Source organism: Aquirufa nivalisilvae, from assembly GCF_003143535.1.
In the GTDB taxonomy this organism is placed as follows: domain Bacteria; phylum Bacteroidota; class Bacteroidia; order Cytophagales; family Spirosomataceae; genus Aquirufa; species Aquirufa nivalisilvae.
On the sequence record NZ_CP029346.1, the window covers coordinates 1,825,378 to 1,851,882 of the forward strand.

22 protein-coding genes are annotated in these 26,505 nt (G+C 36.3%); 15 read left to right on the forward strand and 7 right to left on the reverse strand.

Going from position 1 to position 26,505, the window contains the following annotated elements; all coding sequences use genetic code 11:
- Window positions 1–24: 24 nt before the first annotated feature.
- Complete coding sequence (gene menD / locus HME7025_RS08050; RefSeq protein ID WP_109323140.1) at window positions 25–1,713, forward strand: 2-succinyl-5-enolpyruvyl-6-hydroxy-3-cyclohexene-1-carboxylic-acid synthase; 1,689 nt, start codon at window positions 25–27, stop codon at window positions 1,711–1,713.
- Here menD and HME7025_RS08055 read toward each other — a convergent pair.
- Window positions 1,699–2,409 carry a tetratricopeptide repeat protein gene (locus tag HME7025_RS08055; RefSeq protein ID WP_161956227.1) on the reverse strand — a complete coding sequence of 237 codons (711 nt, stop codon included), beginning with the start codon at window positions 2,407–2,409 and terminating at the stop codon, window positions 1,699–1,701. The genes menD and HME7025_RS08055 overlap by 15 nt on opposite strands.
- Before the next feature lie 135 nt (window positions 2,410–2,544).
- Between HME7025_RS08055 and HME7025_RS08060 the strand changes: the two genes are divergently transcribed.
- Complete coding sequence (locus HME7025_RS08060; protein ID WP_109323142.1) at window positions 2,545–2,985, forward strand: peptidylprolyl isomerase; 441 nt, start codon at window positions 2,545–2,547, stop codon at window positions 2,983–2,985.
- Between the two features lie 3 nt (window positions 2,986–2,988).
- A complete protein-coding gene (locus tag HME7025_RS08065; protein ID WP_130925380.1) occupies window positions 2,989–3,225 on the forward strand; it encodes a hypothetical protein in 237 nt (78 codons plus the stop codon).
- On the opposite strand, the gene HME7025_RS08070 is transcribed toward HME7025_RS08065, so the two are convergent.
- A complete protein-coding gene (locus tag HME7025_RS08070; RefSeq protein WP_109323144.1) occupies window positions 3,222–5,021 on the reverse strand; it encodes a M61 family metallopeptidase in 1,800 nt (599 codons plus the stop codon). The two genes, HME7025_RS08065 and HME7025_RS08070, sit on opposite strands and share 4 nt — an antisense overlap.
- A 180-nt stretch (window positions 5,022–5,201) precedes the next feature.
- Here HME7025_RS08070 and HME7025_RS08075 point away from each other — a divergent pair, with 180 nt between their 5' ends.
- The 6 genes from HME7025_RS08075 to trmB are packed head-to-tail and all read left to right on the forward strand — an operon-like array spanning window position 5,202 to window position 13,835.
- Window positions 5,202–8,225 carry a tetratricopeptide repeat protein gene (locus HME7025_RS08075; protein WP_109323145.1) on the forward strand — a complete coding sequence of 1,008 codons (3,024 nt, stop codon included), beginning with the start codon at window positions 5,202–5,204 and terminating at the stop codon, window positions 8,223–8,225.
- Window positions 8,226–8,231: 6 nt separating this feature from the next.
- Window positions 8,232–9,929, forward strand: a complete 1,698-nt coding sequence (locus HME7025_RS08080; protein ID WP_109323146.1) for a TonB-dependent receptor — start codon at window positions 8,232–8,234, stop codon at window positions 9,927–9,929.
- Between the two features lies 1 nt (window position 9,930).
- On the forward strand, window positions 9,931–10,968 hold the full coding sequence (locus tag HME7025_RS08085) for an HU domain-containing protein (RefSeq protein ID WP_154401949.1): 1,038 nt from the start codon (window positions 9,931–9,933) through the stop codon (window positions 10,966–10,968).
- A gap of 4 nt (window positions 10,969–10,972) precedes the next feature.
- A complete protein-coding gene (locus HME7025_RS08090) occupies window positions 10,973–11,866 on the forward strand; it encodes a hypothetical protein (RefSeq protein WP_109323148.1) in 894 nt (297 codons plus the stop codon).
- 16 nt (window positions 11,867–11,882) lie between these two features.
- The gene (locus HME7025_RS08095) at window positions 11,883–13,172 is read left to right on the forward strand and encodes a bifunctional folylpolyglutamate synthase/dihydrofolate synthase (protein WP_109323149.1); all 1,290 of its coding nucleotides are present in this window, start codon (window positions 11,883–11,885) and stop codon (window positions 13,170–13,172) included.
- A 3-nt stretch (window positions 13,173–13,175) separates the two neighbouring features.
- The gene (trmB, locus tag HME7025_RS08100; RefSeq protein ID WP_109323150.1) at window positions 13,176–13,835 is read left to right on the forward strand and encodes a tRNA (guanosine(46)-N7)-methyltransferase TrmB; all 660 of its coding nucleotides are present in this window, start codon (window positions 13,176–13,178) and stop codon (window positions 13,833–13,835) included.
- A gap of 46 nt (window positions 13,836–13,881) precedes the next feature.
- On the opposite strand, the gene gap is transcribed toward trmB, so the two are convergent.
- Window positions 13,882–14,874 (reverse strand): type I glyceraldehyde-3-phosphate dehydrogenase, encoded by a 993-nt coding sequence (gene gap / locus HME7025_RS08105; RefSeq protein ID WP_109323151.1) that lies wholly within the window; start codon window positions 14,872–14,874, stop codon window positions 13,882–13,884.
- A gap of 500 nt (window positions 14,875–15,374) precedes the next feature.
- Here gap and HME7025_RS08110 point away from each other — a divergent pair, with 500 nt between their 5' ends.
- From HME7025_RS08110 to HME7025_RS08135, 6 genes are all read left to right on the forward strand, one after another.
- A complete protein-coding gene (locus tag HME7025_RS08110; protein WP_109323152.1) occupies window positions 15,375–16,193 on the forward strand; it encodes a 2,3,4,5-tetrahydropyridine-2,6-dicarboxylate N-succinyltransferase in 819 nt (272 codons plus the stop codon).
- A 49-nt stretch (window positions 16,194–16,242) separates the two neighbouring features.
- Window positions 16,243–17,085, forward strand: coding sequence for a CvfB family protein (locus HME7025_RS08115; RefSeq protein WP_109323153.1), 843 nt, complete (start codon window positions 16,243–16,245; stop codon window positions 17,083–17,085).
- A 77-nt stretch (window positions 17,086–17,162) separates the two neighbouring features.
- A complete protein-coding gene (locus HME7025_RS08120) occupies window positions 17,163–17,666 on the forward strand; it encodes a helix-turn-helix transcriptional regulator (protein ID WP_109323154.1) in 504 nt (167 codons plus the stop codon).
- Window positions 17,667–18,058: 392 nt separating this feature from the next.
- Window positions 18,059–18,526 carry a pyrophosphohydrolase domain-containing protein gene (locus tag HME7025_RS08125; RefSeq protein WP_109323155.1) on the forward strand — a complete coding sequence of 156 codons (468 nt, stop codon included), beginning with the start codon at window positions 18,059–18,061 and terminating at the stop codon, window positions 18,524–18,526.
- Complete coding sequence (locus tag HME7025_RS08130; RefSeq protein WP_109325060.1) at window positions 18,526–19,203, forward strand: response regulator transcription factor; 678 nt, start codon at window positions 18,526–18,528, stop codon at window positions 19,201–19,203. Before HME7025_RS08125 ends, HME7025_RS08130 begins: the two co-directional genes overlap by 1 nt.
- A gap of 6 nt (window positions 19,204–19,209) precedes the next feature.
- Complete coding sequence (locus tag HME7025_RS08135; protein WP_109323156.1) at window positions 19,210–20,583, forward strand: HAMP domain-containing sensor histidine kinase; 1,374 nt, start codon at window positions 19,210–19,212, stop codon at window positions 20,581–20,583.
- Window positions 20,584–20,690: 107 nt separating this feature from the next.
- Here the strand turns inward: HME7025_RS08135 and HME7025_RS08140 are convergent, their stop codons facing one another.
- The 4 genes from HME7025_RS08140 to gyrA form a co-directional block, all read right to left on the reverse strand.
- Window positions 20,691–21,491, reverse strand: a complete 801-nt coding sequence (locus HME7025_RS08140; RefSeq protein ID WP_109322221.1) for a DDE-type integrase/transposase/recombinase — start codon at window positions 21,489–21,491, stop codon at window positions 20,691–20,693.
- Window positions 21,492–21,514: 23 nt separating this feature from the next.
- Window positions 21,515–21,940, reverse strand: coding sequence for a transposase (locus HME7025_RS08145; protein ID WP_109322220.1), 426 nt, complete (start codon window positions 21,938–21,940; stop codon window positions 21,515–21,517).
- Between the two features lie 439 nt (window positions 21,941–22,379).
- Complete coding sequence (locus tag HME7025_RS08150; protein ID WP_109323157.1) at window positions 22,380–23,819, reverse strand: tetratricopeptide repeat protein; 1,440 nt, start codon at window positions 23,817–23,819, stop codon at window positions 22,380–22,382.
- 54 nt (window positions 23,820–23,873) lie between these two features.
- Window positions 23,874–26,459, reverse strand: coding sequence for a DNA gyrase subunit A (gyrA, locus tag HME7025_RS08155; RefSeq protein ID WP_109323158.1), 2,586 nt, complete (start codon window positions 26,457–26,459; stop codon window positions 23,874–23,876).
- Window positions 26,460–26,505 lie beyond the last annotated feature (46 nt).

Sequence of the window (26,505 nt, forward strand, 5' to 3'; positions counted from 1 at the left end):
CCTCTCACGAGGCTTTTTTTACCTATGGCCTTTCCCTCTGGACTTGTAGAACTGATCGAAACCCTAAGCCAACATGGTGTAGAACAGGCTGTTATATGCCCTGGCTCACGAAATGCCCCCATCATGTTAGCTATTAGCCGAAACACGGCTATTCAGTCATTCTCCATTAGCGATGAACGCTCGGCTGGATTCTTTGCTCTCGGCCTAGCTCTACGTAACAAAAAGCCAGTCATACTCTGCTGTACTTCAGGTTCGGCTGCTTTAAATATGGCTCCTGCCATTGCAGAAGCCTATTTCCAAGAAGTACCACTGATTGTATTAACGGCAGATCGTCCACAAGAATGGATTGGGCAATGGGATGGACAAACCATTTTTCAAGAACGTATTTTTGGTACTCATGCCAAACAGTACTTTTCTTATTCTACTCATGCACATGAATCTTTGGATGAAATTTGGCACCGAAATAGAATAGCCAATGATGCCTTCTGGTCGGCTTTTTCTGCCCCTCAAGGTCCAGTTCAGGTCAATATACCCATCCAAGAACCTTTTTACCCAGAAAAAGGAGCAGCTTTACCTGTAGCTCATCCCGTAAGAAAAATACAAAAATGGATTTCTCCTAAATTATTAGATATATCCATCAAAACATTTATTAAAAGGCAATTGAGTTCCTCAAATAAGGTGCTTATTACTGTAGGTCAAATGCCAATGAACTCCAAAATTCAAGCTCTTTTGGAGGAATTGATGCAAAAAGGGATTCCTGTACTGGCAGATTCCATTGCCAATTTATCTGGAATAGCATTTGACAGCCATGATCTCATTTTAGCTAATCCAAAAACCTGGGAAAGTCTACAGCCCGACCTTCATATACATCTTGGTAAAAGTTTCGTCACCAAAAGAATCAAGCAATTTTTGCGTTCAAATGCCGAAAAGCAAGAATGGCAAGTTAACCCTCATCCGCAAGCACTTGTGGCCGATCCATTTAAAGGATTACAACATTTATTAGAAATAGATGAAGTGGCATTTTTAAAAGAATTAACGCTACTTAACTTTTCTGAAAAGCAACAAGCCTATTTCCAAGCCTGGGAAAAAGAAGATGAAATTATTGACTCTAAAAGATCAAAAGATATTAATGATTGGAATGAACTGGGGATTTTCCAAAAAATAAGCCAAGCTTTACCTCAATCCAATTCGGAAATACATGTTGCTAACTCACTATCTGTCAGATATTTAAATTGGACAAAATTTGTACCAAAAGGTATTGAAGTCTTTGCTAATCGAGGTACGTCTGGCATTGATGGTTGCCTAAGCACTGCCATTGGAGCGGCACAAGGCAATCCCAATCTAGTTATTTCCATCATCGGCGATGTGGCTTTTCACTACGATAAAAATGCCCTTTGGAATTCCTATGTATCTAATAATGTAAGGATTATTGTCATGAATAATCAAGGTGGGGGTATATTTAGAAATTTAGAAGGAGCCAAAGATCTTCCAGAATTGGAGAATTTCATGGAAACTCGGCAAGTTTTTAACGCTGAAAACACAGCCAAAGATGCAGGTGTCACTTATATCAGTGTCAAAAACGAGAACGAATTACTTCATGCTTTAAATAGCTTTTTCCAAGAATCAGATCGAGCTCAATTGATGGAAATTGAAAGCAATTCAAATATTAATGCTGCGGCTCTAGCTCAGTATATGGCCTTATTTAAGGGCTAATTCCTTATTGATTTTAGCTAAATTTTTCAAAAACAGGGCATTATTCGGTTCAATTTCTAAGGCTTTACGCACCCATTTCTCCGCCAGTTTCCACTGCCTTCTTTCGATTTCTAAATAACCTAAATTATTGTAAATCAAATGCTTATACTTCCCTTTGGTCAAAGCATGCTGAAATGCTTTTTCAGCTAAATCCAACTCACCCATCGTTTGTAGCACTACGCCTTTATTAATTAATGCTTCCACTGAATTGCTATCAATTTGTATAGCTTTTTCATAGGATGCTAAAGCTTGATTATTGGACTCTTTCTCAAAAAATATATCACCTTGCAAACGGTAACAAGCCGATGAATCCGGAAAAAGCTTAACCAATTTTTGTGCTTCTAGTTCAGCCTCATCCAATCGTTTCATGTTTTGAAGCATTTCCACCTTTTTAAAGAGGGCTGGACCAAAACGAGTATCTAATTCTACCGCTTCTGAAAAATCAGTCAATGCTTCCTCATTTTTTTCCAACTGCTCATAAATCAAACCCCGATTATAATAGGCATCCGAAAAATCCTTTTTCTTTAAAATAGCCTCGCTGTACCATTTTATCGCCTCAAAATATTCTTTCTCCTTAAACTTTTGGTTTCCTCTTAAAAAAAACTGAGTGGCCTCTTTTTTCTCTTTTTCACTATCACAGGAAAATAACCCCACCATGATCAGTAGGCAAAAAAATGAGATTAATTGTTTTGTAGAAAACATGTGGTGGCTTTAGTTTAGGCAATTAAAAGATTTCAATTTAAATAATTCAATTTTCATTCGCATCTTTGTGCCTCAAAATTAAATGAAATTATGGCATACGCAGAAATGTTGACCGATAAAGGGTTAATGAAAATTGAATTTTATGAGGAAGATGCTCCCATTCACGTGAAAAACTTCATTGATTTATCCAATAAAGGATTTTATGATGGAGTAACATTTCACCGAGTAATTGCTGATTTTGTGATTCAAGGAGGAGATCCTACAGGAACTGGTGCTGGTGGCCCTGGTTATACCATTCCATGTGAATTAACGGGAAATAACCAATTCCACGATCGTGGAGTATTGTCGATGGCCCACAGAGGACCAAATACAGGTGGTTCTCAATTCTTTATCTGCCATTCAAGAAATAATACGGCTCATTTAGACCGTAAACATACTTGTTTTGGTAAAGTAGTGGAAGGTTTAGAAGTGATTGATTTAATTCGCGAAGGCGATAAAATCCAAAGTATCAAAATCGTAGAAGAGGCTTAGTATATGCATTTCATCAAAGAAATTCCCCACGAATCCATGCGAATTTCCTTGTTTGAATGGAACTCCAAATACATTGTAAAGTTTGAAGCACCTAATTTAGAACAAAGCTACAAATTCTCCGTTTTGGACTTTTCCTCTCAAAAAGAAATAGAGGAGCTGGCATCCAGCTCCTCCTTTCAAACTTATGTCCTGAATAATTTCCATTCCATGTATGCCGAAATGGGCAAACATATCAATTAATTGATTTTCCCAAGCCACTTCAAGCGCAAAGCTTTCTGACGTTCAGTCAAATCGGTCATAGAACTTATTTTAAAAGCGGATAAATTGGATTTACCTACTGGTATAGCCAATGTTCTTTCTAAACCATCTCGACGAATCGTGAACAAAATAGTATCACCTACATTTTTATCTTTCAAAGTCTTATCTACACTCTCAAAAGTATCTGAATTTACTTTTAATACTTCATCTCCTACATTCAAACCATGATTATAAGCAGTACTTCCTTTCAATACGGCAGAAATTTTTCCTGCTGTAACAGTAAATCCTAAATAAGGGATTGTTTTCCCTTGGTTTACATCTGTCCACTCATAACCCACTTCTCGTAATAAACCTGCGTAATCAGGAATGACAGTTCCATAAACCAATTGCTGAAAAATAGTTTTGGCAGATGTTCCTGCTACAAATGAAAAAGCATTTTCCAACTCTGCATCCGTAAATCCGCGCTGTTGTTTGACATAATAATTTTGGTATAAATACTTAAATGCATCATCCAAATTCGCTTTCCCATTACTTTGCTTAATGATCCAAAGGTTCAATACCGTTCCTAAAACAGATCCTTTAGAATAATATGAAACTGTAGAATTACGGCTATTTTCATTTGGACGATAGTACTTAATCCAAGCATCCCAAGAAGCTGATGCAGCAGATTCCACTTTATTTCCAGGTGTATTTTCTACAGATGAAATTTCATCCGCTACTGATTTCAAATATGCTTCGGTCGTTGTTTGTCCTGAACGCTGTAATATCAATGCACCATAATAAGAAGTCATCCCCTCAGACAACCATAAATTGTGGGTGTAATTTTCATTCTCGTAATCAAATGGACCAAGGGCCATCGGACGAATCCGCTTTACGTTCCATAAATGGAAATACTCGTGAGATAATAAACCGATAATTCCATGGTAGCCATTTTCGGTTTCATAAGCTGATCGCGCAACTTGACAAGTGGTGGAATACAAATGCTCTAAACCTCCTGAGCCTTTTTGCAAATTATGGATAATAAACAAATAGTGATCACAAGGATGTTGGCCAATTACTCGAGCCGCTTCCTCACACATTTTCTTAACATCTGCAATGAATTTGGTTGTATCTACCTTAGCTTGGCCATAAAAGGCAATTTGATGAGGAATGTTTCCCACTTTAAATTGAAATACTTGATGATTTCCAATCTCGATAGGAGAGTCAATCAGTTCATCCAAGTTTTTAGCTTCATAGGTTTGGGAAGCTGTTTGTTTTAAAGCGGTAGAAATCCTTTGAAAAGATTTATGTGGATTAATTTGAACTGACTGCGCTTGTTGTGCCAACTCATGAACATACAATAAAACAGATGCAGGATTGATATATCCATGCGTATCATCTAAAAAAGAAGTACGAACAGATAACTCAAATGCATATACGTCATAAGAGATAATCACTTGCTTTTGACCTTTACTTAAATGCACACGCCAAGTATTTTTATTAATCTTCTCAACGGGAATCAATGATCCGTTTTTTACTGTCGACAAAGACTCAACATTACGAGCGAATTCACGAATCAAATAGGAGCCAGGTGTCCAAGCTGCCATTTTAAAATCAATATAGGACTTGTTCCAATGGCTTTGATTTAGATCTACAGTCGTTTTAACTTGAAAGTAATGAGTGTGCGGTACTGTCATACTAATTTCATGTCGTATAACAGGAGAGGCACTAAAGCCTAATAGGTTGATTCCCAACAAAAGTGTGACTAGCACCAAGGAATTTATGGTAAATTTTGTCATGAATTAAAAAAATTAAATGTTGATTAGGTGTAGAGTGTAAATATAAGAAAATCGCCTTAATCAAACTAAAATTGGCCATTGTATCCCCAAATTAGCCTAAATAAATTGGGTATCCGCTACAATTAATTGGAAGAAAAATCGTATTATTGTAGTAATTGAGAATGCTGTAATCTTCTACTAATGAGAAAACAAAATCGTACGCTTCGCTGGATTCCAGCTATTTTATTTTTCTTGCTTTCTTGGTCAGCGGTGGCTCAACAAACCTTGAGTTTTGGAGATCAGACGCTACACTTTCGACAGGCTAAAGAATATTTTGATTCAAAAAATTATGTAGCGGCCAAAGAAGAGTTTTCTGCTTACTTAGCAAGTTTGGAGCCTCTAAATAATGAGCAAGCAGGTCAGCGAGTTTTGGCAGAGTACTATATGACCATGTGTACTTTATACATGAGTCAGCCCGAAGCAGAAATTGTGGCGGACCGTTTTGTGGCAAATTACCCAGAACATCCTCAAGCAGTTAAATTAATGAGGGGTATAGGTAGTTTCTTTTACGACAATGGCGATTACAAAAAAGCGATAAAATATTTAAGTAAATCTTCTGATACTAATTTAGAGGCTAAGTTCAAATTGGCTGTTTCTTATTATCAATTGAAAGATGTCAGAGAGGCTTTGCCTTTATTCAACGAAATTAAAGCCGAGCCAGAGGAAGAGTTTGCTTTTGCTGCAGCTTATTATGCTGGAGTAATCAATTTTGGAGAAAAACGATTCGGAGAAGCCAATACCGACTTTAAAAAGGCAGAAGGTTCAAGTCGATTTAGAAAAGATATCCCGAATTGGATTGCCATGTGCTATTTTCATGAAGGAAAATTCAATGAATTATTGAACTATGCTGAACCTATTTTAAAACAAAAAAAAGCAGGTTATAATCTTGATGAATTATCTCTTTTGGTAGCAGAAGTACAATTTAAACTAGGTTATTTTGAAAAAGCAGCTGTAAGCTACAGCTTATACAAAAAGCTAAATCCGACAAAAATCACCTCTGAAATCCAGTACCGTTTTGGTTATTCCTTATATAAAACCAACAAATTCAATGAGGCATCGGATGAATTAAAAGCTTTAGCAGGCAAAAAAGACACCTTAGCTCAATATGCTGCCTTTACTTTAGGTTTAGCACAACTTAAATCTGGAAATCTAGAAGCAACACTTCAGGCATTTGGACAAGCCAAAGATTTGTCGTTCAATGCACAAATTCAAGAGGAAGCCTATTTCAATTACGCTAAGGTATTATTAGACTTAGGAAAGGCTAGTGAAACCATTTATGCTATTCAAGAATTTAGCAAAAAATACCCTAAAAGTAAGTTTACAGAAGAATCAACTGAATTAGTGGCTGATGCCTTTATTCATTCCAATAACATTCAAGCTGCCTTGGATTATCTGAAAGGTTTATCAAATCGAAATGCTAAATTAAACGCCGCTTATCAAACCTTGACTTATAATTTGGGTGTAAAAGCCTATAATGAAAATAAATTTGATCAAGCTTTGGATTTATTTCAAACATCTTCAGAAAACCCAGAAAGTGCTGATTTAAAATTCCAAGCCTTATTTGGAAAAGGAGAGGCCTTGTCGCAACAAAAGAAATATGAACAAGCTATTCAAGTTTATTCCCCCTTGTTGATTGGAACGCCACCTGTAGCTAAACCCAATGACTTTTTGCAAAAGGTTCGTATGGGATTAGCTTATGCATATTTCAATACCAAAGACTTTACTAAAGCCAATGTCTTATTCAAGGCTTATGTCGATCGTTTGAAGCTAAGTCCTGATGCCAAAAACAATCCAACCATTTTAATTCGTTTGGCTGATACTTATTTAGTATCAAAAAAATATGACGAAGCCTTAACCTATTATAATCAGGCAATTGATTTGGCTAAGACGGAAAAAGATTATGCTTTATATCAAAAAGGGGTAACCTTGACTTATTTGAACCGCGACAATGAAGCGAAAGCAAGTTTCAAACAATTAAGAACTTCATTCCCGAATTCTAAATATGTAGATGATGCTGCATTCCAAGAGAATGTCATTTCCTTCAATACCAATAAATACAAAGAAGCTATTGTAGGTTTTACCGATTTAATTGAAACCAATTCCAAAAGCCCATATTTCACTCAGGCATTATTGAAACGTGCACAATCTTATGCTAATACGAATCAGCATGAGTTGTCCATTGCAGATTATAAACGCATTATTCAAGAATACCCAACAGACAAAACAGCTAAAGATGCTTTAGTAGGGCTTCAAGAAGAATTGAATGAAGTTGGTAGACCAGAAGATTTTGGACAATTACTAGGCAACTTCCAAAAAAGCAGTCCGAATGAACCGGAAAATGTGGATTTAGAATACCGTGCCGCTAAAGGCATTTATTTAGGTGAAAAATACGACAAAGCCATTGCCCCATTGAAAGCTTTCATTGAAAAATATCCAAACAATGAAAATTTAGTGGAAGCGACTTACTTAATAGCCGATGCTGCCTATCGAACCAATAACAAATCAGAAGCGCTGATTTATTACAAGAAAATGGTCGAGCAAAATGTGCATCCTCAAATCAATAAAGCCATACAGCGTAGTGCTGAAATAGAGTTAGAAAATAAAAACTATTCTGCTTCTGCCAATTTGTATCATTTGTATAAATCTAAATATACCGGAACTAAAGATCAATTATTAGCTAATAATGGCCTATTGTCCACTTTCATTGGAGCTAATATGTTAGATTCGGCAGCCTATATAACAGATGAATTAATTCAACAAAAAGACATCAGTGAAGAGGAAAAGGCAAAATTGGCTGAAAAGATGGCTAATACCTTTGAATCGGGAGGGGATATTGTTAACCAAAGAAATTGGTTGGGAATCACGACCAATTTAGATAAGAATGACATCGGAGCTTCAGCTCAGTTAAAATTGGCAAGTCTTTTATACAAAGAATCTAAATTTAAAGAATCAAGCGAAATGATTTTGGATAAATTCAGAAATGTCTTTTCTGAAGCATCAGATGCCATTTTAGGCAAAGCCTATATTTTATTGGCCGATAATTTCATCGCCTTGAAAAATATCCCACAAGCAAGAGCTACCTTAAAATCCATCGTGGATAATTCCAGTGATGCAGAGGTAATCCAAGCTGCCAAAACTAAATTAGAAAGCTTACCCTTAAAATAATATAAGATGAGATTCAATCGAACAGCTAAAAAAGTACTATTCACTGCTACATTCGGACTCTGCTTAGGCGCATTTGAGGGTTTTGCCCAAAAAAGGGAAGGCTCTATTCAGGATGAAGCCATTGAAGTTGAGAAAACCCGAAAAATTGAATTACAGCCACAGGTTTCAAGAGGATTTGATCTCTTGGAAGAGGCTCAAGATTTACGGAAAGACCGTAAAATGAAATATGATTTGGTTGATAGAAAATGGGAGGGAACTCATTTACCAAAAATCAATACTTCCATCGTTGATCCTAGAGAAGGAGATGAATTAACGTCATCTTATGGACCTAAGTTTAAAAATGTGTTTAAGGTGGGTGCTGGAAATTATGGCCATACCTTAATGAATGCGCATTTTGGATTTACCCCCAATGAAAATTCCTTTCATGGTTTATACATCAATCACGATGCCAATCGTAGGGGTCCTGTAGCAACTAGTTTTTCAGGAAGAAATGAAAATGAAATTAAAGTATACAGCAAGACCTTTACTCCATCTTATTTATTGAATGGATCTATTAGTTATAAAAGAGTAGAGGCTAATTGGTACGGTAGACCTGAAGAGCAATTCAACAATATGGCTAACGGCACATTTGGTGTGTATTACGATCGTTTTAATTATGTGGGCAGTATCTCTAGTGCCAAAAAAGATGCCAAATTCGATTATATTGCCACTTCGGGATTAACCATGATGTCTACTTCTCAAAATGAAAGAGAATGGATTTGGGATAGTAAGATTCAGACGGTTTTAACCATCAACGATAATTTATCCGCACATTTTTCTGGTGATATGACCATGAGCGAATACGCTAGCTTGGAAAATAACCGAAGAGAGCTTTATCGAGTTAAGCCCAGTTTTTTCTACAAAAGCGATCGTGTTTCCGTTCACGCTGGAATTAATGTGGTCAACGAAAAAGATAAGTTAAGAGGATTGAATACAACAAGCTTATTTCCAGTGGTTAAATTGGATTATAAAGCTGCCAATTTTATTCACTTTTTCGCAGGTTTAGGGGGAGATACCTATTTCAATACCTTGAGTCAAATGGCTTCACAAAATCCATGGTTGAGAAATCGAATCGATTTAAGAAATACCGCTCAAACGGCTAATGTATTTGGTGGATTCAAAGGATCTAATGAACATAGTTTCGATTTTGAATTTAAATTCATGTATTCAGAATTCAGTAATTTATCCTTTTTTGTACCTAGTGCAGCAGATAGTTCTAAATACACTGTCGTCTATGCAGGAGATATAAAAAAGGCACAAGTGATGAATTTTTCTGGACAGTTTAACTATCAATTGAACGAACGTTTCTTATCCGTATTGAAATACGACATCAATCAATATGATAATTTAGGCACATTGGAAAAGGCATATCACCGTCCAGCCATGAATATCTCTTTTACCAACTCCATTACATTTAAAGACAAAATCATCATTTCTCCAGATGTGTTTTATATGAATGGACTTTATGGTTTAAATCCTAGAACTAACACGGCGGTGGCCATGAAGGATATCATTGATTTGAATTTAAAAGTGAATTATTTAATTACTAAAAAGTTTAATGCGGCTGTTAGTGCTAATAATTTACTTGGAAAAAATTATGAAAGGTATTTATTTTACCCTTCACAAGGCTTAAACTATACCGTAAGCGTTGCTTATTCCTTCTAATATGACCATCAATAACTCCATAGTTAACCTAATTGAAACATTACTCTTTGAGCATGACTGTATCATTATTCCTAATTTTGGGGGTTTTGTAGTCAATATCAAAGATTTTGAATTCAATGCTGCGGAGGAAATGATATACCCCAGAAAAAGATGGATTGCCTTTAATGAAAGACTTCGTTCGGATGATGGAATATTGGCTACGGCTTGGGCAAAGAAGGAGGGAATCAGTCATAAACTAGCTTTTGATCAAATCAATCAATTCAGTAAATCACTGAAAGATGCACTGAAATCAGAACATTCAATTGTATTGGATAAGATTGGAACTCTAAGCTTAACTGCTGAATCCAAAATTTCCTTTGCTCCTAATCCCAATCAAAATTTTGATTTAAGTCTATTTGGCTTAAATCCGGTAGGTTTACCAACTTTGGGAAATATTCCTAAGCCAACTTTGATTGAAAGTCCTATTGAAAAGTCCATGATTCTTCATGAAGAAATCAGTGAAGATACTTTAGAGGAAGAAGAACTTCTACCCAAAAGAATTAGCACGAAAGTATATGTTTACGCCCTCTTAGCCTTTTTATTGGGCGGACTTAGTGCCTATTTTTTAACAGAGCCTAATTCTCGTTATGTAAACAGCTCATTGAGTCCATTTACCATCAAAATTAAAAAAGAAAAAAGTACTCCTATTTCTCAAGAAAGTAAAGTAGCTATCACTGAGGAAAAAGCACTTGCTGCAGATTCAAGTATTATACCAAGTCCTTTAGTTCCTGCTACAGAAGAATCCAAAACCCCTGTTAACCACAATACCCAATCAGTATACTTGGTAGCTGCTAGTTTTCAAACACAAGCAAAAGCAGCATTAGCGGTGAGTGAATTAAAATCAAAAGGATTTGATCAGGCTGTCATTTTACCAAAAGCGCAAGATGAAATCCATTTTCGAATAAGTATTGGAACAGAAGCCAACATGGAAGAGGGGTATAAAAAGGCAGCTGAAATAAAAAGCCTAAAGAAATTAGACATTTGGGTGTTTAAACCATAAGCATATGAATAGCGTTCTCGCACAGAAAGAACTAGAGAAAAAAAATCAGTTAAAAGCATTAGTGCTCACTATTTTAATTAATGGTGGTCTATTGTTACTATTCTGGACTTTAAACATTTGGTCAGGCGATGAAGTAAAAATGGAAATTCCTGCTGGAGGTTTTGAAGTGAATTATGGTAATACTGACGAAGGAGGAGGAAATATTCAAACTCACAATCAGGCAAATGATTTACCCAATGAAGTGGAGTCTAAACCTGCCGATAAAAAAGTAGAACCTAAAAAAGAAATCGTTAAAACTACTCCGACTAAAGAAACTCCCTTATTAAGCTCTACCGTTAAAAGTACGGTTAAAATTGCTGATAAACCAGCTGAAAAAGTGGCCGTTCAACCTCCAAAGCCTGTTGTGGAAGAACAACCTAAAATTGACGAATCAGCCTTGTTCAAAAAGAAATCTAGTAGTAATGGAACAAGAGGTACAAGTGATGCTCCAGGAGGAAATTCCAATGGAAATGATAAAGGTAAAATTGGTGATAAAGGTCAATTAGACGGAGATATTAATAATTCTGCCATTTATTCTGGACAAAAAGGAAAAGGCGGTGGTAGTGGTGGCGGAATTGGTGGAGGTAATGGAGTAGCCTTGAATATGACAGGTTGGGCTCTTGCCTCTAGACCTCAAGTCAATGATGATTCAGATGAATCAGGTATTATTCGTTTTTCACTAAAAATTGATGAAAGTGGGAATATTATCTCACTAAAAATCATCGAAAATACCTTATCGGCTTCTGTAGCTCAAAAATATAAGAGAGCTGTGGAAAAATTAAGTTTTAAGCCAACCTCAGGCGGCGAACGTCCGGAAGTATCTACTGGAACTATTGTATTTAAAATCAATTCGAAATAATTTTTTACATCATCGAATGGATTATAAAGAAGTCATTGCTTTTTTATACAACCAATTACCCGTATTTCATCGGGAAGGTAAAAAAGCATTTAAACCTGGTCTAGGGAATATCCAACAATTATGCGAACGACTAGGGAATCCCCAAAATTCCTTCAAAGCATTGCATATCGCTGGTACCAATGGAAAGGGAAGTTCGTCCCATTTCATGGCATCTATTTTACAAGAACACGGCTTCCGAGTAGGGCTTTATACTTCGCCGCATCTAAAATCATTTACTGAAAGAATAAAAATAAACGGACAAAATGTTGCGGAAGATTGGGTGGTTCAGTTCGTTGAAAAAAACTTACAACTCATCCAAGATATCAAACCTTCCTTTTTTGAATGGACAGTGTTGATGGCTTTCTCTTATTTTAAAGATCAACAAGTAGATTGGGCCGTTATTGAAACAGGATTGGGTGGTCGACTAGATTCTACGAATATTATATTACCCAAAGCTTGCATGATTACCAATATCAGTTGGGATCATCAAGATATATTGGGAGATACATTGGAGTTAATTGCGGAAGAAAAAGCTGGCATCATTAAACAAGGGGTTCCGATTTGTATTTCTGAGCGACAAAGTTTCTCAGAACAAATTTTTCAAAAAAAGGCAGAGGAATTGAATGCACCTATCGTTTTTGCTGAAGATAAAATACAATGGATTTCATATACCAACTTGCAAGAGCAGCTACAACTTCAAGGAAAGTCTAGTCAGCATGAAACCTTTGAAGTTTCATCTCCTTATGCTGGGGAATATCAAGTAAAGAATATTGCAGGCATTTTAGCCTGGTGCGAACAAATCCAAAGTGAGGGAATTATTCCATTGCAATGGGATAAGATTTTAGTTGGTATTGAAAAATCAAAAATCAATACCCAATTACATGGCAGGTGGGAGCTCATTCAAAAAAATCCTTGGATTGTGGCTGATACGGGGCATAATGAAAGTGGGATAAGCCAATTGTTATCCCAAGTAAAGCGTCTCAATCAAGGAGATTTGTGGATAATTTTAGGTATGGTGGCGGATAAGGATATCCATCTTGTACTGAAATTATTTCCTAAAGAAGCCCATTATATTTTTTGTCAAGCTCAAAATCCAAGAGCACTTACATCCGAAAATTTACAAAAAATGGCTTTGGAGCATGAATTAGTAGGTTTTTGTGAAAACGATGTAAATAAGGCTATAGAAATGGCTAAACATTCCGCCAAGGAAAATGATTTTATTTTAATTACGGGCAGTACCTATTTGGTGGCTGAAATAAATGTGTAAGTTTTGAGTAGAAGAAAAGAATATAAGTACGATTTAGCTATACGCTCGCCATGGGTCATTCAGTCAGGTAAAGATTTTTTTGATTCTAGTAGAGGTCAATGGAGAGAGGCCTATTTTCAAAATAACAATCCAATCGTTTTGGAATTAGGATGTGGTCGAGGGGAATATAGTTTGGGGCTCGCTAAATTATTTCCTGAAAAGAATTTTATTGGTATAGACATCAAAGGAGATCGTCTAGCGGCAGGAGCTAGGCAGGCTGAGGCGGAAGGATTAACGAATGTCGTTTTTCTGAGAATTCATATTCAACATTTACCTGAATACTTTGCGGAAAATGAAGTTGATGAAATTTGGATTACTTTTCCTGATCCACGTCCGAAAGATCGAGATGAAAAGAAACGTCTAACTTTTCCATTCTTTCTCAATAAATATCAGACAGTATTAAAAAGTCAAGGGATTGTTCATTTAAAAACCGATTCAGATTCCTTATTTGAATATTCATTAGAACAATTGGTCAAAGCACCTTGGCAATTACTCATTCAAACTTGGGATTTATATCAATCAGAATGGAATCAAGATCACTATGGTATCAAAACCAGATTTGAAGAAATGTTCTTTCAAAAAGGATTTTCTATCAAGTATTTACGAGCAGTTAATAACAAATAAAAAAGGGAGGCTAGCCTCCCTTTTTTTATATCAAATGTGCCTATTATTAACCTACACGAGCAATTAAATCTGCTGCACGAGATGAATAACCGTACTCATTGTCATACCAACCAACTACTTTCACCAAAGTTCCCATAGTTGAAGTCAATTTAGAATCGAAAATACAAGAGTGAGAGTTTCCAATAATATCAATAGAAACGATTTCGTCTGTATTATATTCCAAGATTCCTTTCATTGGACCTTCTGCTGCTTTCTTAACGGCTGCATTGATTTCATCTGCACTAACTTCTTTTTTCAAAATGGCTGTAAATTCAGTAACTGAACCATCTGGAGTAGGAACACGCATAGATGAACCATCCAATAAACCTTTCAAGTGTGGTAATACTAAACCAACTGCTTTAGCAGCACCTGTAGATGTAGGGATAATAGAATAAGCTGCAGCACGAGCACGACGTAAGTCAGCATGTGGAGCATCTTGTAAGTTTTGATCAGCTGTATAAGCGTGGATAGTTGACATATATCCTTTTTCTAAACCAAATGCATCGTCTAACACTTTAGCCATTGGAGCTAAACAGTTCGTAGTACATGAAGCATTTGAAATAATAGTCATTTCATCCGTTAATGTATCTTCATTTACACCTAATACAACAGTTGGAACATTTCCTTTAGCAGGAGCAGAGATAATTACTTTACGTGCACCAGCAGTTAAGTGCTGTCCAGCACCAGCTTCATCAACGAAACGACCTGTAGATTCTAGAACTACATCAATTCCTAAAGCACCCCATGGTAATAATTTCGGATCACGCTCAGCTAATGCCTTGATTGATTTTCCATTAACAGTAATAGAATCAGCATCAGAAGTCACAGTTCCATTAAAACGACCGTGAACAGAATCATACTTCAACAAATGAGCCAGAGTGGCATTGTCTGTTAAATCATTGATCGCAACAACTTCGACATTTTCCTTTTCTAATAATCTACGAAAAGTAAGTCGACCAATACGACCAAATCCATTAATAGCTACTTTAATTTTTTTCATTGATACAAATAATTTGATTTCAGATTAAAATCAAAAATACCCTTTTTTCCTCAATTCTCAAAAATTGAACGATAAATATATGTTTAATCGCCCAGAAGGCACTTTACACAAAAGTAAACAAACACATAATTATTTACCTATTAGGCTAAATAATATATTTTTAGTAAAAAAATAACTGGATACGTTTTTTATTCAAGCTTTTTTTGCATATTTACATAAGCCAATTACCCAGCATTATCAAAAGGGTAGGGGCGTGACAGAATGTCACTTGTCTTTTTAGCTAAATTCTAGCATATTTTTCACCAAATTAAATTTTGAACAAATTATCAACTACTTGATAATCAATAACTTAACTTATTAAAGTTGAAGTTAAATTTTACTAGGTTTTTATAGCTATTAGCTAGTGCTTTTCAATATTCCAATAGATAATTCCTTTGTCATATTGATTATGCAGGCATTTTCTCCGTTCTTTGTAGTATCAAATTTTGCATACATATTATATGAATTCATTAGAAAATATCATTCAATCTGCTTGGGACGATACATCCTTGCGTCAAAACCCGGAAGTGGTTCAAGCCATTGAAGAAGTAGTAGAAAAAGTCGACAAAGGAATCTTACGTACAGCTGAGCCATTAGCAGATGGAAGCTGGCAAGTGAATGAATGGGTTAAGAAAGCCATTGTGATGTATTTCCCTATTCGTCAAATGTCCGTAAGTGAAGTGGGTATCTTTGAATACCACGATAAAATGCGTTTAAAATCGAATTACAAAGAATTAGGAGTTCGAGTTGTTCCCCCTGCTGTAGCCCGATATGGTGCCTATCTAGCTAAAGGAACTATTCTAATGCCCTCATATGTCAATATTGGTGCATATGTAGACGAAGGAACCATGGTTGATACATGGGCTACTGTAGGAAGCTGCGCTCAAATTGGTAAGAATGTCCATTTAAGTGGTGGCGTAGGAATTGGTGGAGTATTAGAACCACCACAAGCAGCTCCAGTAATCATTGAAGATGGTGCATTCATAGGTTCCCGCTGCATCGTAGTAGAAGGCGCTCATATTGGGAAAAAAGCCGTATTAGGTGCTGGAGTTACTATTACTGGTAGTTCTAAGATTATTGATGTTAGTGGTCCTGAACCGGTTGAATACATTGGATACGTTCCTGAAAATTCAGTAGTTATTCCAGGTAGCATTCAAAAGACTTTTGCAGCTGGTACTTACGGAGTTCCATGTGCCCTAATCATTGGTAAAAGAAAAGAAAGCACAGATTTGAAGACCTCTTTGAATCAAGCCTTACGTGAAAACAACGTAGTCGTTTAACGTCAGAAAATTGAATACCTTTACGCCCGGCTAAACACCGGGTTTTTTTATGGAAAATGAATTAAAAATTGGGGAATATAATCGATTAAGAATCGTCAAAGAAGTCCCCTTCGGATTGTATTTAGATGGATATGAAGATGAAATACTTCTTCCTCTTCAGTATGTACCAGAAAGTTATGAAATAGATGGATTCATCGATGTATTCATCTACCGAGACTCAGAAGATCGAATCATTGCGACTACGCTAAAACCGCTGGCCACGATTAATCAGTTTGCCTTCCTAGAAGTTAAGCAAGTTACCCCAATAGGTGTTTTCCTTGAATGGGGTCTAATGAAAGATCTATTAGTTCCATTTGGTCAACAATGGGAAAAGATGTCTGTAGGGAAGTCGTATTTAGTATATGTATACCTAGATCCTCAAACTGATCGGATTGTGGCTTCAGCTAGAATTGATAAGTTCTTATCTCTATTAGACGAAGTGGAAGAATTTACAATTGGTCAGAAAGTACAAGCATTACCATTTGAATACACCAACTTAGGAATCAAATGTTTAGTAAACAATTGTAAACTGGGTCAATTGTTCAAAAATGAAATATTTACAAATGTTAAACTTGGGCAATTGTTAGATGTTTACATTGATAACATACGTGAAGATGGCAAACTTGATTTACGTATTGAACCCGTAGGCATTCAACGTATGGATTCACAAAGGGAAAAGATTATGGAAGCTATCGAACTACATGGTGGCACATTAAACCTACACGATAAAAGCCCTGCGGAAGAAATATATGAGCAATTAGGTATGTCAAAAAAAGATTTCAAGAAGGCTGTAGGTGGCTTATACAAAAGTAAATTGATTACACTTGGTGACAATTGTATAATCAAATCATAAACATTTGTAATCTAAACAAATTTTGCTTTTGTCTATTATAAATTTAACTTTGTAACTCGTAATGAATATTTACAAAGATGAATTTAAGTCAAAAGATAGAATTGTTAATTCAGAGAAAACAAATCAGTTCTTCTCAATTTGCTGACAAGATAGGAATACCACGAAGTAGTGTATCCCATATCTTGTCGGGCAGAAATAAGCCTAGCTTGGATGTCGTTCAGAAAATCCTTAAAGCTTTTCCAGAGCTAACCGCAGAGGAATTATTATTTGATGATCGACTACTCTCCTTAAATTCATCTCCCACTTCTAAAATAGAGGTGACTAATTCCAATCCTTCTCTTTTTGATGCTCCAGAGGCAAGCCCTTCAGAATCGGATAAAAATTCTTTAGCTGAGCCAACTATCGTACAATCAAATCTCAGGCGGAACCGAGAAAGTGCTAAAATCAGCCCTAGTTCAGGCAATTCCTCGATGGCGGTTGCTAGTCAAGCCGCTTCAAGTTCTCATTTGATTAAAAGGATTGAACGGGTTATCATCTTTTATACTGATGGATCTTTTACAGAAAGTAAACCTAGTGAATGACAAAAAACAATAATTTATATTTCCTGGTGTTCTAACATTCCTGTTGTTCTATATAATATTGTTACGAATTAACAATTTGTAACATTCTGATTGACTTATCCACGACTTATCCACATTCGTGCACAATTGTATTTTTAGACCTTTGAGTTAGCCCCATATCTTCCCATATTTCTTATACTTCAGCTCGATTTAAACTAATTTGACTTTACTTATCCACAAGGAGCTGTGGATAAGTCGTGGAAATGTGTACAAAAGGAAACAAATTCGGCTTTATAATCCTGTCATTTCAAATTGTACCGAAAATTATCACCGAAAAATGTGGATAAAGCATCCATTTTAGGGATTTACTTTATTCAATTAATTGACTAATTTTAATCTATTAGATATTCCCTATGAAAAAAATCGATTCCTTAAATCAAGTTGCCTTATTTCATGAAACATTTGGAGCTCCTATATTAGCTCAACCGTGTATTCCATCGGAAGATCGCTGCAAACTACGGGTGAGTTTATTAGCAGAAGAATTAGAAGAATTACAACAAGCTATCAAAGACCATGACTTGATAGAAATAGCTGATGCTTTATGTGATTTACAATATGTTCTATCAGGAGCTGTTTTGGAATTTGGTTTGGGAGAAAAGTTTGTCGATTTGTTTAATGAAGTTCAGCGTTCTAATATGTCTAAGGCCTGTAAAAGCCTAGAAGAAGCTGAAAAAACGGTGGAATATTACTTCTTAAAAGATGGCACCGAAGCGGAAATCAAGGAAGAACATGGCCTATGGAAAGTTTACCGTAAATCCGACAATAAAGTATTAAAATCAATCGCTTACTCTCCAGCTAATCTTAAAGACATCATTGGATGATACGAATCTTACTCATAGAAGATGAACCTAAAACAGTGCAATCCTTAAAAAGAGGTTTGGAAGAGAATAACTATGAGGTAGAAGTGGCTTACGATGGTCTTATGGGCAAGCAATTAGCTACCAGAAATACTTATCAATTGATCGTTTCTGACATCATCATTCCAGGAATCAATGGAATTGAACTTTGTAAAGAACTGAGAAGCTTAGGTATTCAAACACCCATATTAATGTTGACTGCATTAAGCACAACAGATGACAAATTGATAGGATTTGAAGCTGGAGCTGATGATTATTTAGCCAAACCCTTTGATTTCAAAGAATTTATGGCGCGTGTAAAGGCACTTATCAAGCGCTCTAATCAAACTCTTGTAGATTCTCAAGTCCTTAAATTTGCCGATTTAGAACTTGACCTTACTAGTAAATTAGTCACACGTTCAGGGCAAAAGATCAATTTAACAGCTAAAGAGTTTCAATTATTGGAATACTTCCTCAAAAACCAAGAAAAAGTAATTTCCAAAGCTGAAATCGCTGAAAATATTTGGGAGGTTGAAGACGAAAATTCGTCAAACCTCATTGAGGTATATGTCAATTATTTACGAAAAAAAGTGGATAAAAACTTCCCTAGTAAATTGATACATACACAGTTTGGTATGGGTTATATCCTCCGACAAGAATAAGAAAACATGCAGATACGTTCCAGATTGACATATCAATTTACCTATTTGGTGTCTGCGATCTTATTCGTATCCTATCTAATTATCTATGTTTTCTCGCAGCAAAATTATAAGGAGAATTTCTATTCTCGACTAAGACAAAAGGCTAATACAGCAGCAGAGCTCCTGGTCAATGTCAACCAAGTGGATTCCAAGCTTTTACGCATCATTGACCGAGCTAACCGCGACATTCTCTTCCGGGAAAATATTATGGCCTATGATACCTGCAATGAGCGTATTTATCGTTCGAATGATACCATTTCGTTTCATATAGATGTTAACCGAGTAAAGGAGGTGCGTCGCAAAAAAGAAGTACGATTTGCGCATGAAGATATTGAAATTCTTGGAACTGTATTTGCCACTCCAGAGGGCCGAATTGTGGTTTTTGCAGGTGCAGTTGATCAATATTCTGCTGAAAATGCGAAGGATTTAAAAAACATATTGATTGCCTTATTTCTCTTATTTGTATTCATTGTGGTGATATCAGGCTGGTTTTTTGCTGGTAGAGCTGTCAATCCCATTTCTGAGGTCATCAAACAAGTTGATCATCTATCTCCCAAAAGATTGGAAGAGAGGCTGGAATCCTCTGATTCTGAGGACGAAATAGGGAAGATGGTGTCCACTATCAACCGTCTATTAGAACGCATCGAGAATGCTTTTAAACTGCAAAAAACCTTCATTGCTAATGTGTCCCATGAACTAAAAAACCCATTAACAAAGATATCCTCTCAATTGGAAGTTAGTCTACTAAAAGAACGCGCCGCAGAAGATTATAAAGAGACCATAGCTTCTGTATTAGAAGATACGCAAGAACTGGCAGCCATCACTGAATCATTATTAGAATTAAACAAAATTAGCGTTTCAGACTATCAAGCAGGTTTTCAATTAATTCGAATTGATGAAATTATCTGGGAAGCTAGAAGCTTAACTCAAAAGCTCAATAGCCATTATAAAGTAAGCATTGATACATCATTTATGCCTGATGATGAAGAAGAATTGATGATTCGGGGTGATGAGAAACTGATTCTAACAGCAATTAAAAACTTGATGGAAAATGCCTGTAAATTCAGTCCTAAGCACTGTGCCTTTGTGGGATTGCGTGTTTACCATAACACCATCAATATTCGCGTGAAAAACGAAGGAAAAGGTATTCCTAAAACAGATCTACCATTTATTTTCCAACCATTTTTTCGTGGTGAAAATACAGCCTCATCTAAAGGCTATGGTATCGGACTATCTTTAGTGGAACGTATCATTCATTTGCATAACGGAACGATTCAGGTTCAATCTAATCCCAACGAATGGACAGAGTTTACCATGGCTTTACCTCAAACAAAACCGTGAGAGGAAATTATAGATTATAAGTTATAGATTATAGTGTGTGAATGCCTGAATGACGTTGACCGTTTTGTGTCACTTATACTTGATTCATATTCAATTATTTTAGGTATTTAGCTTATAGCTTGATTTAAATTTAGTAGTTTTTTTTCAAATGCAATAGGAGACATTTTATTTAACTCAATATGCGGCTTTTCTAGATTATAAAGTGATACTGCGCGGTCAACTTCCTTGACTAGCATTTCGAAGTTATTGATTTTACGATGCCTTAAATAATTGTTTTTAATAATACCATTGATGCGTTCTGCTTTCCCATTTTCCCAGGGATATTTGCACATGCTATTCTTGATCCCATATTTTTGAGTCACGCTTAAAAATTCTCTGGCATAATATTGACCTCCTCCATCGGAATGAAGTATTAAATCATCAAATCGCCTCTGTTTTCTAAGCTTGATGGCCATTTGTAAGGCTGGAATGGTCGTGTGAGTAGTCAATAGTCTTTTAGAGGTGTGATGACCCACTATATGACGTGTATAGGCATCTATGATAAAAGTAAGGTAATAATAGATTCCATTGACTTGATAATAACTAATGTCGCTCTGCCAATATTGGTCTATTCGACTCGGTTTTTGATGTATCAATAAATTCTCAAACCGAACTACTCCTTGACTATCTGTCGTCTTGATAAAGGAGTGTATTCTAGGCCTAGTTAAATGTTGTTGCTTACAAAATACCTCAAATAAATCCCTTCCCATCATCTGCTGATGATCGGGTTTTATCATATAGTACAAGTAGCGAATAGCCATAGTGGGGTGTTTTACTCGAATTTCATCGACGACCTTTAATAAATGATGTTGAACTTTTTCCTGCTTGATTTGTCGATTTAACTGTTGATGTACAGCTTGCTTACTCATTCCAAGACTTCGATACAATTCATTTAAGCTGAAGTGATGTTTTTCTCGGGTGAGCCAGTAGTATCGCAGGGTTTGGAATCGAATTTTTTTTTAATATCAACCCCATATGCCTGTTCGGCTAGATCAATCATTTTATCCTTAAAGTCAAGCAAGATTTGCTTCTGACCTACGATACGCTCTAGTTCAGCCACTTTTTTCTTGAGTAATAACAACTCTTGTGTATCACTCTGTGTCTCTACTATAACTCGGGTCTTATTGGTTTTCATTGTACCGAATTTAGAAATCCATTTGTACACATTGGTCCCAGATACTTCATATTGCTTACAAATTTCTGAAACTCGAGTTCGACCTTGTTCTATTTCTCGAACTTTCTCCATTTTAAAACTGTCACTAAAATGACGAAGACGTCTTTGTGACACACTTTGAAGATACAACTTTTTGTTGGCCATAATTAATAGATTTTAAGTTTAAAATTTTACTTTTAAACGGTCAACCTATTTCAGGCATTGACAGTGGGTTGATTTCGTGCTTTGAAACCTAAATCTTATTTGTTATATAATTTATATTATGTTAAATAGGTTGTAGATTATGGTGAATGCTACAATCGATTCATTAATTTCAATCCCCCACATTCATTATTTTGTTTCATGTATTCACAGCCTTGGATTTAAATCCAAGGCGCTGTGCGTTTAGACCAACATCCGAGGATTTAAATCCTCGGATAACCTATTTAAAATTCCATGGAAATCAGATTCTGCTAATTTGCTTTGCATATAATTCATCTCTATAAACAAAAAGCCCAATCTTAAGATTGGGCTTTTTCCAGTAAACAATTCAGCCGAGGATTTAAATCCTCGACTGATAGTCTAAAACTTCAATAAAATCAGATTATTTCAACTCTGCCAATTTGCTTTCCATCTTAAGCTCACGATAAACTTGCTTTAAGATTTCTTTCAAATCCTCGTCTTTTTTAGCAGCATAAGCCTTTTCAAAGAATGGTAATGCTTCATTGTATTTAGCTGAAATTTGAGCTTCTACGTTTTTACCTTCTTTTTTATATGTTTCCATATCCATGGCATTCACTTTCTTCTTGATTTCAGATGCTTCATTGAAACGGAAAGCTCCCATTTGATATAATGCATCATAATAATTGGCATCAATAGCTAAAGCCTTAGTATAAAAGCCAGGAACTTCTGATTTCAAAGCATCCATTTTAGCATTCAAGTCAGCTAATTTGGCCGCATTTTGAGCTGCATCCCCTACTTCTGATTCTACCTTGCTCAACTCCCCTTTCAACTCCTCTAGTTTTGCGTTCTGCTCTTTAACTGTTCCATCTAATTGAGCAATTTGAGCAGTAATAGCTGCTTTTTGCTTAGGTTGAGCAGTTTTTAATTTAGCCTTATTGCGTGTAATCTCTTCCACAAATGCGGCTACTTGCTCTTTCTGAGCTGCTATTTTACGTTTAGCTTCATCTACCTTAACAGATTTATCAGAGATTTTACGAGCCTCATCATTCAATCCATTGATTTTATTTTCATACAATAAACCAATGTTTAATAAAGACATAGCATCCTTTGGATCTGCAGCTATCGTTTTCTTCAATTGATCAATTGCTTGATCAATTCGATTGAAAGAAATCAACATATTGAATTTCTCATTTTTCAAATCCTTACTAGCTGGATAAAGAGCAATTCCTTGGTCTAATAAAGCCAAAGCCTTATCTTCTTGCTTCTTAGTTTTATAGATTTGAGACAAACCATAAATAATGGCCACGTCCTTCCCTCCTATTGTCATGTAACGCTCGTAAGCTGTCAAAGCCACGTCATCGTTTTGAGATAATTGAGCAACCACCCCAGTATACATAGCTGAAGTTGTATCTTTCGGAGTTAACTCAGAAGCTTTAGCCATGTATTTCAAGGAATTTTTGTAATCTTTTCCTTGATACTTGATAACACCCATGTTCATCAAAGCTGTGTAAATTTTCTTGTCTTCAATCAATTTCTCTGCTTCTTTAGCAATCGAACCTTTTTTACCATCTTTGGTATCCAACTTAACCGCTTCATTGATGTATTCAATGGCTTTAAAAGCTGCATCTGCATCCGTCAATGCAAAGGTAGAATCAGGAAAAGACGCTACGTCAACATAAGCTAAAGCTCTATTTAACCATGATTTGGCCTTCGTAGGCGCTTTTTTTGCCTCTTCATCTGATTTCTTTACAGACTCCAAGATCGATTTTTTCTGAGCCTCTACCAAAGCCTTATCCGCTTGAGCGAAGGTCGAGCCCATGGCCATAGCCACAGTAAACAGGGTTAAAACTAGTTTTTTCATGTGTTTGATTAAATTAAAAAAAAGCCTGAATTTAACCTCAGGCCGATAAAATTATTATTCTTCTGTTAAAGTTTCATCTTCTGCTCCTAATTCCTCCCCTTCTTTACCCGCTTCTGAGGAATCACTTATGATAGTATCCTCCACAACGGTAGCAATTCCATCAAGCACTTCAACCTCTTCTATTTCAGGCTCTTTGTCGATTTTAGTCACTGATGAAATTTCATCTGATTCATTTTTCAAACGAATCAACTTAACTCCCTGGGTATTTCTACCCATGACACGCAACTCAGCCACACTTGTACGAATCAAAATTCCCGCTTTTGTAATGATCATCAAATCATTATTGTCATTCACCTCTTTGATCGCAACTAAATTACCTGTCTTTTCTGTGATATTCAACGCTTTAACACCTTTTCCACCACGATTAGTCAAGCGGTAATCTTCTACTTCCGAGCGCTTACCAAATCCCTTTTCAGATACAACTAACAACTGTTGTACTTCTGGATCAGATACACAAACCATACCAACTACTTTCTCAGTAGCAATATCTTCATCTATCCAAATACCTTTCACACCAGCAGCCGAACGCCCCATTGGACGAACACGTGTCTCTTCAAAACGAACAGAACGACCTGTATTAGTAGCAATGACGATTTGATTATTTCCGTTAGTTAAAGCTACATCTAATAAACGATCCCCTTCACGTATCGTAATGGCAATAATACCATTTTGACGAGGACGAGAGTATGCTTCTAAACTTGTTTTCTTAATCGTACCGTCTTCCGTACACATAACAATGAAGTTATTGTCAATATAATCTGGATCAGTAATCGATTTCACATTGATAACAGCACGAATACTATCTCCATTCTCAATGTTCATCAAGTTTTGAATTGGTCTACCTTTGGAAACTTTAGAACCCTCAGGAACGGCGTAAACTCGTAACCAGAAGCATTTACCTCGTTCGGTAAAGAACAACAACCAATTGTGCATCGTTGCTGTAAATAAATGCTCTGTATAATCATCGTCTTTTGTTGCTACCGCTCGAGAACCAACTCCTCCCCTTGTTTGAGCACGATATTCGGTGATAGGCGTACGCTTGATGTAACCTTGTGCAGATACAGTAATCAACATCTCCTCATCTGCAATCATGTCTTCCACTGAAAATTCATCATCTGTCATGTTGATTTGCGTTCTACGCTCATCACCATAACGTGTTTTCATTTCAGTCAATTCATCTTTGATAATCTGTAACTGACGATCAGGTTTTGCCAAAATATCTTCCAAATCCTCAATTAACTTCATGATCTCGGCATACTCATTCATGATTTTCTCACGCTCCATACCGGTAAGACGCTGTAAACGCATCTCCAATATAGCTTTCGATTGCAAATCAGATAAGTTGAAAGTCGACATCAAGCCTTCTTGTGCTGAGTTCGGATCTTTGGACTCACGAATCAATTTAATCACTGCATCTAAATTATCTAATGCAATGATAAAACCTTCTAAAATATGGGCTCTTTTGCGAGCTTCACGTAAATCGTATTTAGTACGACGAACAATAATTTCATTTCTATGCTCAACAAAATGATGGATCAAATCCTTCAAATTAAGCATCATAGGACGTCCTTTTACTAAGGCTACGTTATTGACACTGAAAGAAGATTGAAGTGCTGTATGCTTGTATAAATTATTCAATACAACATTAGCAACCGCATCACGCTTCAAATCAAATACAATGCGCATTCCTTGACGGTCAGACTCATCTCTGATTTCAGATATTCCCTCAATCTTTTTGTCGTTCACTAAATCAGCACATTGCTTGATTAATGACGCTTTGTTTACCATGTAAGGAATCTCCGAAACAATGATTTGCTCCTTACCTGTCTTCGAGGTGTCAAATGTCGCATTTCCACGAACAACAATACGTCCACGACCCGTCTCAAAAGCATTTTTGATCCCCTGAACACCGTATATAGTACCACCTGTTGGAAAATCGGGTGCCTTAATATACTGCATCAACTCCATGATTGTAATATCACGGTTATCAATATAAGCCGAAATACCGTCTACTACCTCCGATAAATTATGTGGTGCCATGTTAGTAGCCATACCCACAGCAATTCCCGATGTACCATTTAATAATAAATTAGGAATCTTAGCCGGCAATACGGTTGGTTCTTCTAACGAATCATCAAAATTGGGCTGAAAATCAACGGTTTCTTTATTTAAATCCGACAACATTTCGTCGGCAATTCGCTTCAATCTTGCCTCGGTATAACGCATCGCTGCTGGAGAATCCCCATCTACCGAACCAAAGTTACCTTGACCATCTACTAAAGGATAACGTAAAGACCAGTCCTGAGCCATACGCACCATCGTATCATACACAGATGAGTCACCATGCGGGTGATACTTACCTAATACCTCCCCGACAATACGAGCAGATTTCTTGTACGACTTATTATAACTAACTCCCAACTCCTCCATTCCAAACAACACCCTCCGGTGAACCGGCTTCAATCCATCTCGAACATCGGGTAATGCACGAGACACTATTACTGACATTGAATAATCAATGTACGCCCCTTTCATTTCATCTTCGATGTTGATAGGGATAATATTTGTAGATACTGACATAAATTATGGTTTGATGCGTTGAACAACCTCCAAGAATCAACTCAAA

Coding starts and splice junctions, on each gene's coding strand:
- menD (WP_109323140.1), top strand. CDS start 25: ATGGCCTTTCCCTCTGGACTTGTAGAACTGATCGAAACCCTAAGCCAA.
- HME7025_RS08055 (WP_161956227.1), bottom strand. CDS start 2,409: ATGGTGGGGTTATTTTCCTGTGATAGTGAAAAAGAGAAAAAAGAGGCC.
- HME7025_RS08060 (WP_109323142.1), top strand. CDS start 2,545: ATGGCATACGCAGAAATGTTGACCGATAAAGGGTTAATGAAAATTGAA.
- HME7025_RS08065 (WP_130925380.1), top strand. CDS start 2,989: ATGCATTTCATCAAAGAAATTCCCCACGAATCCATGCGAATTTCCTTG.
- HME7025_RS08070 (WP_109323144.1), bottom strand. CDS start 5,021: ATGACAAAATTTACCATAAATTCCTTGGTGCTAGTCACACTTTTGTTG.
- HME7025_RS08075 (WP_109323145.1), top strand. CDS start 5,202: ATGAGAAAACAAAATCGTACGCTTCGCTGGATTCCAGCTATTTTATTT.
- HME7025_RS08080 (WP_109323146.1), top strand. CDS start 8,232: ATGAGATTCAATCGAACAGCTAAAAAAGTACTATTCACTGCTACATTC.
- HME7025_RS08085 (WP_154401949.1), top strand. CDS start 9,931: ATGACCATCAATAACTCCATAGTTAACCTAATTGAAACATTACTCTTT.
- HME7025_RS08090 (WP_109323148.1), top strand. CDS start 10,973: ATGAATAGCGTTCTCGCACAGAAAGAACTAGAGAAAAAAAATCAGTTA.
- HME7025_RS08095 (WP_109323149.1), top strand. CDS start 11,883: ATGGATTATAAAGAAGTCATTGCTTTTTTATACAACCAATTACCCGTA.
- gap (WP_109323151.1), bottom strand. CDS start 14,874: ATGAAAAAAATTAAAGTAGCTATTAATGGATTTGGTCGTATTGGTCGA.
- HME7025_RS08110 (WP_109323152.1), top strand. CDS start 15,375: ATGAATTCATTAGAAAATATCATTCAATCTGCTTGGGACGATACATCC.
- HME7025_RS08115 (WP_109323153.1), top strand. CDS start 16,243: ATGGAAAATGAATTAAAAATTGGGGAATATAATCGATTAAGAATCGTC.
- HME7025_RS08120 (WP_109323154.1), top strand. CDS start 17,163: ATGAATTTAAGTCAAAAGATAGAATTGTTAATTCAGAGAAAACAAATC.
- HME7025_RS08125 (WP_109323155.1), top strand. CDS start 18,059: ATGAAAAAAATCGATTCCTTAAATCAAGTTGCCTTATTTCATGAAACA.
- HME7025_RS08135 (WP_109323156.1), top strand. CDS start 19,210: ATGCAGATACGTTCCAGATTGACATATCAATTTACCTATTTGGTGTCT.
- HME7025_RS08140 (WP_109322221.1), bottom strand. CDS start 21,491: ATGAGTAAGCAAGCTGTACATCAACAGTTAAATCGACAAATCAAGCAG.
- HME7025_RS08145 (WP_109322220.1), bottom strand. CDS start 21,940: ATGGCCAACAAAAAGTTGTATCTTCAAAGTGTGTCACAAAGACGTCTT.
- HME7025_RS08150 (WP_109323157.1), bottom strand. CDS start 23,819: ATGAAAAAACTAGTTTTAACCCTGTTTACTGTGGCTATGGCCATGGGC.
- gyrA (WP_109323158.1), bottom strand. CDS start 26,459: ATGTCAGTATCTACAAATATTATCCCTATCAACATCGAAGATGAAATG.